17 protein-coding genes are annotated in these 11,698 nt (G+C 69.6%); 3 read left to right on the top strand and 14 right to left on the bottom strand.

Annotation, left to right across the window (positions count from 1 at the left end):
* Positions 1–92: 92 nt before the first annotated feature.
* Together ACIRDU_RS33130 and ACIRDU_RS33125 are read right to left on the bottom strand one after the other, a co-directional pair.
* Positions 93–803, bottom strand: a complete 711-nt coding sequence (locus ACIRDU_RS33130) for an HAD family hydrolase (RefSeq protein ID WP_403586546.1) — start codon at positions 801–803, stop codon at positions 93–95.
* A gap of 29 nt (positions 804–832) precedes the next feature.
* Positions 833–1,684 (bottom strand): winged helix-turn-helix domain-containing protein, encoded by an 852-nt coding sequence (locus tag ACIRDU_RS33125; RefSeq protein WP_403586766.1) that lies wholly within the window; start codon positions 1,682–1,684, stop codon positions 833–835.
* Between the two features lie 186 nt (positions 1,685–1,870).
* Here ACIRDU_RS33125 and ACIRDU_RS33120 point away from each other — a divergent pair, with 186 nt between their 5' ends.
* Positions 1,871–2,059 (top strand): hypothetical protein, encoded by a 189-nt coding sequence (locus tag ACIRDU_RS33120; protein ID WP_031143363.1) that lies wholly within the window; start codon positions 1,871–1,873, stop codon positions 2,057–2,059.
* 36 nt (positions 2,060–2,095) lie between these two features.
* Here ACIRDU_RS33120 and ACIRDU_RS33115 read toward each other — a convergent pair whose 3' ends face one another.
* The 3 genes from ACIRDU_RS33115 to ACIRDU_RS33105 all read right to left on the bottom strand — a co-directional run bounded on the left by ACIRDU_RS33115 (position 2,096) and on the right by ACIRDU_RS33105 (position 5,233).
* Positions 2,096–2,998, bottom strand: coding sequence for a FadR/GntR family transcriptional regulator (locus tag ACIRDU_RS33115; protein ID WP_403586543.1), 903 nt, complete (start codon positions 2,996–2,998; stop codon positions 2,096–2,098).
* A 263-nt stretch (positions 2,999–3,261) separates the two neighbouring features.
* Entirely contained in the window at positions 3,262–4,515 is a 1,254-nt protein-coding gene (locus ACIRDU_RS33110; RefSeq protein WP_403586763.1) for a GNAT family N-acetyltransferase, read from the bottom strand.
* A gap of 85 nt (positions 4,516–4,600) precedes the next feature.
* The gene (locus ACIRDU_RS33105; protein WP_403586540.1) at positions 4,601–5,233 is read right to left on the bottom strand and encodes an aerial mycelium formation protein; all 633 of its coding nucleotides are present in this window, start codon (positions 5,231–5,233) and stop codon (positions 4,601–4,603) included.
* 212 nt (positions 5,234–5,445) lie between these two features.
* Between ACIRDU_RS33105 and dtd the strand changes: the two genes are divergently transcribed.
* Complete coding sequence (gene dtd, locus ACIRDU_RS33100) at positions 5,446–5,871, top strand: D-aminoacyl-tRNA deacylase (protein ID WP_030242984.1); 426 nt, start codon at positions 5,446–5,448, stop codon at positions 5,869–5,871.
* Between the two features lie 19 nt (positions 5,872–5,890).
* Here the strand turns inward: dtd and ACIRDU_RS33095 are convergent, their stop codons facing one another.
* The 3 genes from ACIRDU_RS33095 to ACIRDU_RS33085 are packed head-to-tail and all read right to left on the bottom strand — an operon-like array spanning position 5,891 to position 7,896.
* A complete protein-coding gene (locus ACIRDU_RS33095; protein ID WP_403586537.1) occupies positions 5,891–6,856 on the bottom strand; it encodes a YgfZ/GcvT domain-containing protein in 966 nt (321 codons plus the stop codon).
* Between the two features lie 10 nt (positions 6,857–6,866).
* The gene (locus ACIRDU_RS33090; RefSeq protein WP_175433344.1) at positions 6,867–7,304 is read right to left on the bottom strand and encodes a Fur family transcriptional regulator; all 438 of its coding nucleotides are present in this window, start codon (positions 7,302–7,304) and stop codon (positions 6,867–6,869) included.
* A gap of 16 nt (positions 7,305–7,320) precedes the next feature.
* On the bottom strand, positions 7,321–7,896 hold the full coding sequence (locus ACIRDU_RS33085; RefSeq protein ID WP_403586534.1) for an FABP family protein: 576 nt from the start codon (positions 7,894–7,896) through the stop codon (positions 7,321–7,323).
* A 204-nt stretch (positions 7,897–8,100) separates the two neighbouring features.
* Between ACIRDU_RS33085 and ACIRDU_RS33080 the strand changes: the two genes are divergently transcribed.
* Entirely contained in the window at positions 8,101–8,463 is a 363-nt protein-coding gene (locus tag ACIRDU_RS33080; RefSeq protein WP_403586531.1) for a DsrE family protein, read from the top strand.
* On the opposite strand, the gene ACIRDU_RS33075 is transcribed toward ACIRDU_RS33080, so the two are convergent.
* The 6 genes from ACIRDU_RS33075 to ACIRDU_RS33050 form a co-directional block, all read right to left on the bottom strand.
* Positions 8,457–8,834 carry a VOC family protein gene (locus ACIRDU_RS33075; RefSeq protein WP_403586525.1) on the bottom strand — a complete coding sequence of 126 codons (378 nt, stop codon included), beginning with the start codon at positions 8,832–8,834 and terminating at the stop codon, positions 8,457–8,459. The genes ACIRDU_RS33080 and ACIRDU_RS33075 overlap by 7 nt on opposite strands.
* Before the next feature lie 37 nt (positions 8,835–8,871).
* Positions 8,872–9,132, bottom strand: coding sequence for a DUF3099 domain-containing protein (locus ACIRDU_RS33070; RefSeq protein WP_037759339.1), 261 nt, complete (start codon positions 9,130–9,132; stop codon positions 8,872–8,874).
* 86 nt (positions 9,133–9,218) lie between these two features.
* The gene (locus tag ACIRDU_RS33065; protein ID WP_003991226.1) at positions 9,219–9,506 is read right to left on the bottom strand and encodes a DUF1416 domain-containing protein; all 288 of its coding nucleotides are present in this window, start codon (positions 9,504–9,506) and stop codon (positions 9,219–9,221) included.
* Positions 9,507–9,545: 39 nt separating this feature from the next.
* Positions 9,546–10,391, bottom strand: coding sequence for a sulfurtransferase (locus ACIRDU_RS33060; RefSeq protein ID WP_403586523.1), 846 nt, complete (start codon positions 10,389–10,391; stop codon positions 9,546–9,548).
* 136 nt (positions 10,392–10,527) lie between these two features.
* On the bottom strand, positions 10,528–10,608 hold the full coding sequence (locus tag ACIRDU_RS33055; protein WP_350310325.1) for a putative leader peptide: 81 nt from the start codon (positions 10,606–10,608) through the stop codon (positions 10,528–10,530).
* Between the two features lie 215 nt (positions 10,609–10,823).
* The gene (locus tag ACIRDU_RS33050; RefSeq protein ID WP_403586521.1) at positions 10,824–11,561 is read right to left on the bottom strand and encodes a DUF2993 domain-containing protein; all 738 of its coding nucleotides are present in this window, start codon (positions 11,559–11,561) and stop codon (positions 10,824–10,826) included.
* Between the last annotated feature and the right edge of the window lie 137 nt (positions 11,562–11,698).

Below are 11,698 nucleotides of genomic sequence, written 5' to 3'. Positions count from 1 at the left end.
GCTCTGGAAAGTGGTGCAGAGCCTAGCGCCGCGCCGATGCCCGCACGACTCGAGTCCGGTGATCCCTGGTCTCAATGAGGTAACCGTGACGATCAGTGCATGCCCTTCAGCGTGGTCAGCACGTCCTCCATGGAGCTCACGATGTGCGACGGCTTGACGCCCGCGGCCACGAGCAGATCCAGCTTGCGCTGGTCTCGCGCGTAGCCGAGGAACGGGACGTTCAGTTTCTGCGCCGCCTGGTAGTCCGTCCCGGTGTCGCCGAGCATGAGCGCGTGTGACGGATCCGCACCCAGGGACTTCAGGGCCTGGGACAGACAGTGCGGGTGGGGCTTCATCAGGTCGAGGTCCTTGGTGCGCCCGTATATGTAGGGGAAGCACGCCTCCAGGCGCCGGCTCTCGATGTAGGAGGCCGCCGCGAGCGCCGAGTTGTTCGTGGTGATGGCGAATCCGGCGCCCAGGGCCGACCACGTCCTGACGAGCGGGTCCGTGTACGGCGTGGGCATCGCGGTCGGGACGGCTGTCAGCTCCTGCTCGGTGAGCCAGTTCTCCAGCAGCGTGATCAGGTCGCTGTCCGGGTGCCGCTCGTTGACCCCGAGCAGCACGGCCTGCGGATCCGGGTCGAAACGTTCCTTCTCCTTCAGCAGCCCGCCCAGGCCCAGCCGCTGGATCAGCTTCACCAGCTCCCGCGCCACCTCCTTGGCCGGATGGCCGGCGAACAGGCGGCAGATCGGCCCGTCCAGATCCCAGAGGACGTATCGAACAGGAGCGAGCAGTTTCCGCAGTTCCTCGGTCGATGCAGTCACCGCACCAGTCTGCTTCGTATCAGAAGTCACTAGGAGAGTGTCAGGTCCGTCGTGATGGTTTCCCAGAGGGCGTTGAACCACTTCTGGGATTCCTTCACGAACGCCGCGTCCCGCCGGCCCGTTCGCTGCACGAAGGAGAAGAGGAGGGACTGGGAGCCGAGGACGTCGTACATGTCCAGGGTCTGGCTGCCCCACTCCTCCTCGCGCCTGGTCAGCATGTAGTAGCCGATCAGGGCCTCCTCCTCGTTGAGGAGGTACAGCTTCACCGGTGGGGTGAAGGGCAGCGCGCGGAACGTGACGTGGACGTCGATCCCGTGCGTGGAGCGCAGCGTCCGCAGGTTGTGCTGGAGAACCTGCCCCTGGGCGTTGCGCATGGCCAGCCAGCGCTGGTGGACCGGGTTGTCGTCACCGTGGGCCTCGACCGGGACCGGGAAGGCCAGTTCGATGTCCCGGGACGGGACCAGGATGCGCACGTCGATCGACTCGGGGTGGATCCGGCCCTCGTGGATCAGCCGCAGCGGCTCGCCGATCGCGACCATCAGCGTTTCCGCGGTGTGGCAGACGACGTCGACGCACACGCGTGCGGCCGAGAACGCCTCCGTCAGACGCGGGGCCAGGCCCACCATGGTCGGCTGGGGTTCGCCGCGGGCGGGAGCCGGGGCGGCGATGCGTGGCGGGCTGCCCTTGCTGACGTTGGTGAGGAGGCCGTCCTCCTGGAGGACGCGCAGGGCCTGGCGGACGGCACCGCGCTCCACGCCGAACTCCTCCGCGAGTTCGGCCTGCGTGGGCAGGCGGTCCCCCGGCCTGAGCTCACCGGCGCGGATGCGTTGCCGCAGGTTGTCGGCGATCTCCTGGGGCGAGGACCTTCTGCTGCCGTTCACTGCCACGTTCTCCGCCACGCTCTCCTGGGCCACGACCAAACGCTACAACTCTGATCCATCTGGCGGGAGTTGTTTGGAAGTTGTTTATGACTAGGGGCCAAGTGGGGACAACTTAATCAGAGTTGGTTGCCAACTTCTCGGAGTTGGCGGAAGTTTTGCTTCCGGACTTCCGAAGGGGGAACACCGATGCCCGCCCTCGCTCTCCTCTCCGCCGCCTTCGTCGTCGCCTTCGAACAGCTCGTCCAGTGGAAGTACGGTCCGGCCGGCATCGTCGGCCTGATCCTTCTCACCGTGGGCGTCAAGGCCAAGAGCCCGGCCGTCAGCTCCGCGGGAGCCGTCGTGCTCGCGCTGCTGATGACGGGGCCCGCCCGATGAGTCACCGCGCCGCCCCGGAACGACCCGTGGGAGACGTCAGCTCGTGAGCACCAGCTCCGAACTGATCGTCTCCCACAGTGCGTTGAACCACAGGTGCGACTGCTCGACGAACGTGGTGTCGCGCAGCCCGGCGCCCTGCCGGAAGGAGAACAGCATGGACTGGGTGCCCTGGGCGTCGTACATCGCCGGCTGCTCCTGATCGAGCTCGGCCTCCCGGCGCGTCAGCGTGTAGTACGCGAACAGCGCCTCCGTGCCGTTGAGCAGGTACAGCTTCACCGGCGGGGTGAAGGGCAGCGCGCGGAACGTGACACGGACGTCGATGCCGTGGGTGGCGCGCAGGGCCAGCAGGTTGTGCTGGAGGACCTGCCCCTGGGCGTTGCGCATCGCCAGCCACCGCTCGTGCACCCAGTCGTCGCCGCCCCCCTCGACCGGCACCGGGAAGGCGAGGTCGATGTCCCGGCTCGGCAGCAGCACCCGGACGTCGACCTTGGCCGGTTTCAGCCGTCCGGCGTGGATCTGCCGCAGCGGCTCACCGATGGCGAGCGTGAGGGAGATGGACGTCAGGCACACGGCGTCGATCTCGACGTGCTCCGCCGCGAACGCCGTCGCTATCCGGGGCGCGAGAGCCACCGTCGTGGGCAGCGGAGGGGCCTCCGGGCCGGTCAGCGCACCGACGGGGTCGGGGGCGACGGTCGCCGGGCTGCCCTTGGACACGTTGGTGAGCAACCGCTCGGACTGAAGGATGCGCAGCGCCTGCCGCACGGCACCGCGCTCCACACCGAACTCGTGGGCCAGCTGGGCCTGGGTGGGCATGCGTTCACCCGGCCGCAGCACCCCCGACCTGATCCGGGCGCGCAGCTCGTCGGCCACCTCGTGATGTGTCCTCTGTGGCCGTTGCGACCTCTTCCGTCCATTGACGGAGTCGTGTTCCGGGTCCACAACTGAACACTACAACTTCCCGCCATCTTCCGGCAGTTCAGGGAAAGGTGGTTATGAGCCGGTTCCAGGCGGAGATAAGTACAGTGAAGTTGGTCACCAACTTCGGGAACATGGTCAGACCTTCAGGGGGTTGGCCACCCGCCAAGGGACTCCCTTCCGGAGGGGAGCCGGGAGTCCCGCCCGGTCGGCACCACCGCACAACAACCACAACCGAACAGCTCGCTACGGATGCGGGTCCCAGCACGCCGGCAGAAGGGAGCGGCTCAGAACATGTCCGGGCACCAAGGCCGCCTGGACGTGCGCAGCAGGGCGTCGGCCTTCCGGGCGGCGCCCGCTCGTTCTTCACGCACCCGCCCCAGCGCCGCCAGCCGCACCGCCGACTCGTCCCCGAGCCACAGCGCCCCCAACTCGCCCAGCCCGAGTTCGAGTTCCGCGCTCTCCGTGGTCGGCGCGCAGGACGCCCCCTCGGGTGAGGCCTCCAGCCGGTAGCGCCCCCCGGTCAGCCCGTCCACCCCGGCGATCTCCAGAACCAGCGTCCCCTGACCCTCGTACGTCCGCGCCTCCAGCGCCCGTACGACGTCCAGGATCCGCACCCACAGCCAGTCCGCCAGCGAGGTGATCTCCGCCGCCCGCGGATCGGGCAGGAGATGCGGGAGCAGGTCGTCGGGCGCCCGCCAGCCGCTCTTCACCTTCACGACCCAGTCGATGGAGCAGAGGTACTCCCACAGCGCCCGTTCCGCGGCCGGTGTCACGCCGAGCAGCCACCGCACGGTCGCCGTGTTCAGCGGCTGCTTGCCGTCCCCCCAGGTGTCGTCCACGTCGTACGCCGCCATGCCCTCGACCTCGCCGGACGCCGAGCGGTACACGACGAAGAAGGGCGTCTTCCACGACGGGTCCCACCGCAGGGCGCCGGTGTTCATCTGCCACCACAGGTCGTCGCGGGTGACGGCGCCGGGCCGGCCGCGGCGCAACCGCTCGTGCAGCTCGGGGCCGAGCTTGCGGACGTCCTCGCCGTCGACCAGGTCGATCCGCCCGCCGTCCGCCGGGCCCGCCCAGCGGGCGTCGAGACCGGCGCGTGGCACGTCGACCGTCCACTCCGCCATCCAGGTCGCCGGCCCGAAGCCGAACCGGCCGTAGATCGGGTACTCGGCGGCGATCAGTGTCGCGACGACGTCCCCGCGGTCCTTCGCGGCCGCCAGGTCCCGCGCCATCATCCGGCTGAGCAGCCCGCGGCGGCGGTGCGTCGCGGTGACGGTGACGCCCGAGACGGCATCGGCCGGGACGCTCGCCCCGCCGACGACCGTGAGCCCCTGGTCGAAGGAGCGGAAGGTCGCCACGCACCGGCCGCCGTCGAAGGCTCCGAGGTAGCGGCCCTCGACGAACCTCTCGCGCCGGCCCTCGATCTCCTCCTCGGTGAGGGCGGGCGCCCGCAGGAAACCGGTGTTGACGGCGCGCAGCCAGTCGGCGACCTCGGCTTCAACGATCGGGCGTACGTCGATGTCGTCGGCACGGGACATGGGGGTCATGACGTCACGCTAGGCGGAGGGCCGGTCGGTGTCGCGTAAATATCCGACCGCCGGCCCTCCTGGGCCCGGGGACGGGTCACACCAGCAGGTCCTCGACCTGCGCCTCCCCCTCGCGGTACCGGCGCGCGATCTCCGCGCTGCACTCGTCGGCCGTGCGCTGCAGCCGCTGTCTGCGCCGGGAGACCTGCTGCTCGTACCGCTCGAGCCGGCCCATCGCCGTGTTCAGCTCCAGGTCCGTGCGCGCGTCCAGGTCGGACAGCTCGACCTCGGCGAGCATCTCGGCGGCCAGCCGCCGGAACTCCTCGCCCTGCGGGGTGCCCAGGGTCAGATGGCGGGCCGAGGAACGGTGCCGGGCCGGGGCGTCCCGCAGGATCTCCGCCAGCCGCTCCACCACCGACGCCTCGTCGGGTGCGGCGGCGGAGGCCACATCCGCCGGGGCACGCCGGGCCACCTCCGCGCGCAGGATGTCGATCCGCCCCTGGAGCAGCCGCCGTAGATAGCTGAGGTCGGCCTCGTCGCGCTGGGTCTCGCGGCGCAGCGTGCGCAGGTCGGGCAGGCTCAGCGCGGGCAGCTGGTCCTCGGGGCCGTCCGAGGGCAGCCGCGGGCTGTCGGTGCGCTGTGTGGGCGGCCGGTGGTACTCCGACGCGCCGATCCCCGTGTACGTCGACCAGACAGCCGCCTGCTGCTGCCCGGTGCTTGATGTGCTCATGTGCCTCAACCGTCCCCTCGACCGGTGTGTGCAAGCATCGTGCCACCCCAGGTGGCCGCTATGGGAACGAGTGCCCCCGATAGACCCCAGATGGGCGGTTAAGCAGCAAAATACGGCCGTGCAGGGGCTGTTGGAGCCCCGCGCAAACCACCCTTTCGGGCCATCCGCCGACCGGCCGCGGCGCCGAAGTCACCGCCCTGCATGATGGACGTATGCGAGCAGTGGTGCAGAGGGTGGACGGCGCGAGCGTCGTCGTGGACGGCGAGACCGTGGGCGCGATCGAGGGCGAGGGGCTGTGCGTCCTCGTCGGCGTCACCCACGAGGACACCAAGGAGAAGGCGGCCCAGCTGGCCCGCAAACTCTGGTCGATCCGCATGCTGCACGACGAGAAGTCGTGCAGCGACATCGACGCCCCGCTCCTGGTGATCAGCCAGTTCACCCTCTACGGCGACGCCCGCAAGGGCCGCCGCCCCACCTGGAACGCCGCCGCCCCCGGCGACGTCGCGGAACCCCTCGTCGACGAGGTCGTCGCCCAGCTGCGCTCCCTCGGCGCGACGGTGGCCACGGGCCGCTTCGGCGCGGCCATGCGCGTATCACTGACGAACGACGGCCCGTTCACCGTGCAGATCGAAATCTGACCCGAAAGATCTACAAGCTTTACGGCGCGACGACGACTTCCTGGGCCGCGGCCGTGTCACCGGCCACCAGCGGGGCGTCCACCGCCACGTTCCGCTTGACCAGGGCGAGGGCGACCGGGCCGAGTTCGTGGTGGCGGGCGGACGTGGTGATGAAGCCGATCTTGCGGCCGTCGGGCCCGTCGTCCGCGAGCCGGAGCTCCGTCCCGGCCACGGGCAGATGGACCTCGCTGCCGTCGAGGTGCAGGAAGACCAGCCGGCGCGGCGGCTTGCCCAGGTTCTGCACCCGGGCGACCGTCTCCTGGCCCCGGTAGCAGCCCTTCTGCAGATGCACCGCCGAGCCGATCCAGCCCAGCTCGTGCGGGATGGTGCGGTGGTCGGTCTCGAAACCGAGCCGGGGCCGGTACTGCTCCACGCGCAGCGCCTCGTGGGCGAGGATCCCGGCGGGCGGCCCGGCCTGCGCCGCGTAGGCCTCCAGGTCGGCGCGCGGCAGGAACAGGTCCCTGCCGTGCGGCGTCTCCCGTACGACGACGTCCTCCGGAACCTCGGCGATGGAGCCGGCCGGGAGGTGGACGACGGCGATGTCGGCCGTCCGGTCGGCGACCTCGACCCTGTAGAAGAACTTCATCGACTCCAGGTACGCGATCAGCGCCTCCTGGGTGCCCGGCTCCACATGGGCCCAGACCGTCGCGCCGTCGTCGACGAGGTACAGCGCGTGCTCGATGTGGCCGTTCGCGGAGAGGATCAGCGCCTCGGTGGCCCGGCCCGCCGGGAGGTCGCTGACGTGCTGGGTCAGCAGCAGGTGCAGCCAGGCGAGCCGGTCCTCGCCGGTGACGGTGACGACCCCGCGGTGCGAGAGGTCCACGAATCCGGTGCCGTCGGCGAGGGCGCGCTGCTCACGGAACAGATCGCCGTAGTGGGCGGCGACGCCTTCGTCCACGCCCTCGGCGGGGACGGCGCCGGGCAGGGTCAGCAGGGGGCTCTTCATGTCCGTAAGCCTACGACTCGGTATGTGAAGCCTTGAGCGTGCAGTCCTCGCACCGGCCGAAGATCGCGAAGTGCTTCATGTCGGTGTCGAAGCCGAACGTCTGCCGCAGCTTGTCGGTGAACTCGGCCGCCACCGAGACGTCCGCCTCGATCACGTTCTGGCAGTCGCGGCAGACCAGGTGGATGTGGTGGTGCCGGTCCGCGAGGTGGTACGTCGGCGCCCCGTGCCCCAGATGCGCGTGGCTGACCAGGCCGAGCTCCTCCAGGAGCTCCAGCGTCCGGTACACCGTCGAAATGTTGACCCCCGACGCCGTCTTCCTCACTTCCACGAGGATGTCGTCGGGGGTCGCATGCTCCAGGGTGTCCACGGCTTCGAGCACGAGTTGCCGCTGCGGGGTCAGCCGGTAGCCGCGCTGCCGCAGATCGCTCTTCCAGTCGGTGCTCACCACACCCAAGAGTCTAGGACTACTTGAAGAAAGCGATGCCGTCGTCCGGCATGTCGTCGGGCAGGGCCTTGGCCCAGCGCTCGACCTCCTCCGGGGTGACGACCTTCTTCAGGTGGGCGGACATGTAGGGGCGCAGCTCGACCTCGGGGGTCTGCTTCTCGCCGACCCACATCAGGTCGCTCTTGACGTAGCCGTACAGCCGCTTGCCGCCGGTGTAGGGCCGGGAGGCGGCCGTGCGGGCCACCGCGTCCGTCACGAGGTCGATCTGCGGCTTCTTGTCGGCCAGCTCGCCGTACCAGATCTCGATGACGCCGTCGTCGCGGGTCATCGTCACCTCGACCTTGCGGTCGGCGTCGATCCGCCAGTAGCCGTGCTCGGACTCCAGGGGGCGGACCTTGTTGCCGTCCTGGTCCAGCACCCAGCTGTGGGACTGGAACTCCAGGAAGTCCCGGCCGTCATGGGTGAAGGTGACCTCCTGCCCGAAGTTGCACTTCTCGGAGCCGGGGAAGTCGTGCACGCCGGCGCCCGCCCAGTTGCCGAGCAGGAAGGCGAGCGGGACGAGGTCCTTGTGGAGGTCGGACGGGATCTCGATCATGGGAACTTCCTAGACGTGGGTCAGCGCTGGCCCTGGTACAGCTTCTTCACGGTCAGTCCGGCGAAGGCGAGGACGCCGACGGCGACCAGGACCAACAGGATTTCGAAGAAGATCTCCACGGGGTGCTCCTTGAGCGGGGGTGCGAATGGGTGCACAGGGCCGAGCCCAGCTTACGCGGGCCCCTTCGGCACTACGATTCCGGCTATGGCGAAGAAGCTGGTGATCAAGGTGACGGCGGGGGCGGACGCCCCCGAGCGGTGCTCTCAGGCGTTCACGGTGGCGGCGGTGGCCGTCGCCAGCGGCGTCGACGTCTCCCTGTGGCTGACCGGCGAGTCCTCCTGGTTCGCCCTGCCCGGCCGCGCCGCCGAGTTCGAGCTGCCGCACGCGGCCCCCCTGCCCGACCTGCTGGACTCCCTCCTCACGGCCGGCCGCGTCACCCTGTGCACGCAGTGCGCGGCCCGCCGCGAGATCACGGAGCAGGACGTCCTCAAGGGGGTCCGCATCGCGGGCGCGCAGGTCTTCGTCCAGGAGGCGATGGCGGAGGAGACGCAGGCGCTCGTCTACTGAGGCGTTTGCGTGTAGAGGCAGAACGGGTGGCCCGCCGGGTCCAGGAGCACCCGGACATCGGCCTGCGGCTGGAACTCGGCCGGCCGCGCGCCTTCGGCGACGGCCCGCGCGGTCTCCCGCTCCAGGTCGTCGACCTCGATGTCGAGGTGGATCATCATCTGCTGCCGGTCCGGAACGCTCGGCCAGACCGGGGGGCGGTAGGCGGGTTCCGTCTGGAATGACAGCCCCGTGCCGCCGTCGGGCGGCCGGATGTGGACCCAGTCCGGGCCGTCCTCGTCGCGCCGGATGCCCCAGCCGGGCAGCAGCCGCAGATAGAAGTCCGCCAGCTCGCGCGCGTGCGGTGCGTCCAGGGTCGCCGCTGTCAGTCGCATAGGGCCGGGATACCCCCCGTACGCGAGACGACGCCGTTCACCGCGGACGCTTCTTGCCGTCCAGCTCGTCCCACCACTCGTCGGACTGGGGGTCTCCGGAAGGGTCGTCCCACCACCGGTCCTCCGGCCCGCGCCGGTTGGCGACCATGGCCGCCACCGGCGGGATGACCATGGCGACGACACACATCCCGACGGCGACGGGGACGGACCACAGGCGTACGACACCCCAGGCCAGGACGAAGAGTCCGATGCAGAGGCCCATCATCGCGAAGTACGTATGACGCCGCCGTGCGTACATGTGTCCAGCGTAGGTCCGGGCAGGCCGAAGGGCCGCACCCCAGGCGTCCAACCCGAGGGGTGCGGCCCTTCGAGGACCCGTCGCCGTCAGACGGCGATCGCGACCTCCGCCAGGCCGCCCTGCTGGGCGACGACCGTGCGGTCGGCGGTGGCGCCGGGCACGAGGGCACGGACGGTCCAGGTGCCCTCGGCCGCGTAGAAGCGGAACTGTCCGGTCGCCGAGGTCGGCACCTCGGCCGTGAACTCGCCGGTCGAGTCCAGCAGACGGACGTAGCCCACCACGGGCTCGCCGTCCTTGGTCACCTGACCCTGGATGGTGGTCTCACCGGGCTTGATCGTCGAGGCGTCGGGGCCGCCGGCCTTCGCACCGCACATGTCGTACTCCTGAAGTCTGGAAAGGTCGGTCGGGGTTGCTTACTTGTTGGCGCCGAGCTCGATCGGCACGCCCACGAGGGAGCCGTACTCGGTCCAGGAGCCGTCGTAGTTCTTGACGTTCTCCACACCGAGGAGCTCGTGCAGCACGAACCAGGTCAGCGCGGAGCGCTCACCGATGCGGCAGTAGGCGATGGTGTCCTTCGCCAGGTCGACGCTCTCCTCGGCGTAGAGCTCCTTGAGCTCCTCGTCCGACTTGAAGGTGCCGTCGTCGTTGGCGTTCTTGGACCACGGGATGTTGCGGGCGGACGGGACGTGGCCCGGGCGCTGCGACTGCTCCTGCGGCAGGTGGGCCGGGGCGAGCAGCTTGCCGGAGAACTCGTCGGGCGAGCGCACGTCGACGAGGTTCTGCGAACCGATGGCGGCCACGACGTCGTCACGGAAGGCGCGGATGGACGTGTCCTGGGCCTTGGCCTTGTAGTCCGTCTTCGGACGCTCCGGCACCTCGTCGCCGGCGACCAGCTCGCGGGCGTCGAGCTCCCACTTCTTGCGGCCGCCGTCGAGGAGCTTGACGCTCTCGTGGCCGTACAGCTTGAAGTACCAGTAGGCGTAGGAGGCGAACCAGTTGTTGTTGCCGCCGTAGAGGACCACGGTGTGGTCGTTGCCGATGCCCTTGTCGGACAGGAGCTTCTCGAAGCCCTCCTGGTCGACGAAGTCCCGGCGGACCGGGTCCTGCAGGTCCTTGGTCCAGTCGATCCGGATGGCGTTGCGGATGTGGTTCTTCTCGTAGGCGGACGTGTCCTCGTCCACCTCGACGATGGCGATGGTCGGGTCGTCCAGGTGCTCCTGGAGCCAATCGGCGTCGACCAGGACGTCGCTGCGGCTCATGCTTCTTCTCCTCCGGGGCAGTTACGGCGGGGCGTGCGAGGTCTGCAGGGCGCGCCCATGACGAGGGCGGCGCACGGGTGCCCTTGATGCGGGGCGGCGGGGATGCGCGCGTCGGCACGCGGGCCGACGCGATCGCTCAGAAGGTGCGACAGAGCATGGCGGCGACGCGGCACAGGTCTACTGCCCGCCGCTTCGTGAGATCCGCCTGTCGCTTCATAGCGTCGATCGTAGGGACGGTCGGGCGGGCATGTCACCGGTGTGTCGCATACTGAGACGGGATGATCCGGGATATGGGATCAGAGCGCCGTCGGGCCGCTCGCCGCACGGCATTCGGCCGACCGTGCCCCCCGTCACCTCTACGCGGCGGACATTGCCGTCTCGCCCACCGGACAGTCCTGGTCGGGCCCGCCGTGGGCCCGGTCGAGCGCCTTCCTACCCGGCCAGCCGGACGTCCGAACCCTTCACCGTGATCTCGACGCCGTCCGGGGCGGCCTGGACCGTGTCCAGCTTGATGCCGCCGGGCAGGCCGTCGATCTTCTGCTGGAAGTCGGTGATCGCCCGGACGCGGTTCTCGGCGATGTCGACGCCGCCGAACTCGGGCAGGCCGTCGGCGTGCACGCGGACGGTGCCGTTGTCCACCTTCACCGAGCTGAGCACGGAGACCGGCTCGGGAAGCTTGGTGCCGAGGACCGTGGCCTCGACGGTGACCTTGATCTTGCCGTTGCCGCCGTCGGAGAGTCCGATGACATGGGCGGTGACGCCCGGTGCGACCTGGGTGGGCTCGGACTTCGCCGTCTTCAGCAGCTCGTCGTAGGCGATGGTCGCGGTGCCGGTGGCGCTGGTGGCGGTGGCGGAGCTGTAGTCGCCGGAGAACTCGACGCCCTTCATGTCGGCCTGAAGGTCGTCGATACGGATCTTCCGGTCGCCGTTGCCCGCGGCGGCCTCGTAGTTCTTGATGCCGACCTCGATGTCGTCCAGGGAGCCGCCGGCGACCTGGGTGAGGAACGGGAAGCCCTTGATCGACACGTCGGGGGTCGCCGACAGGTTCTCCGTCGTCCTGAGCCGGTCGGCGGCCTCGTCCTCGGCGAAGTTGACCGCGACGCGGTCGGCGATCACGAAAAGCCCGCCCAGGATCACGACGAAGATCAGCAGTATTCGCAGTGCGCGCATGCGGTGTGTCCCCACCCAGTCGGTCAGACGGCGGTCCCTGACGACCGGGTGGCCGTCCCTTGCGTGAGGGTAACCCTGCGGGGAAGGGGAACCGGAGGATTGTTGATCATCTGTGACAGGGCGGGCGCCCGGCGTCC

Origin of the sequence: Streptomyces sp. NPDC093598 (genome assembly GCF_044764825.1) — a bacterium.
In the GTDB taxonomy this organism is placed as follows: Bacteria; Actinomycetota; Actinomycetes; order Streptomycetales; family Streptomycetaceae; genus Streptomyces.
This window is presented reverse-complemented; position numbering and strand designations above follow the sequence as displayed.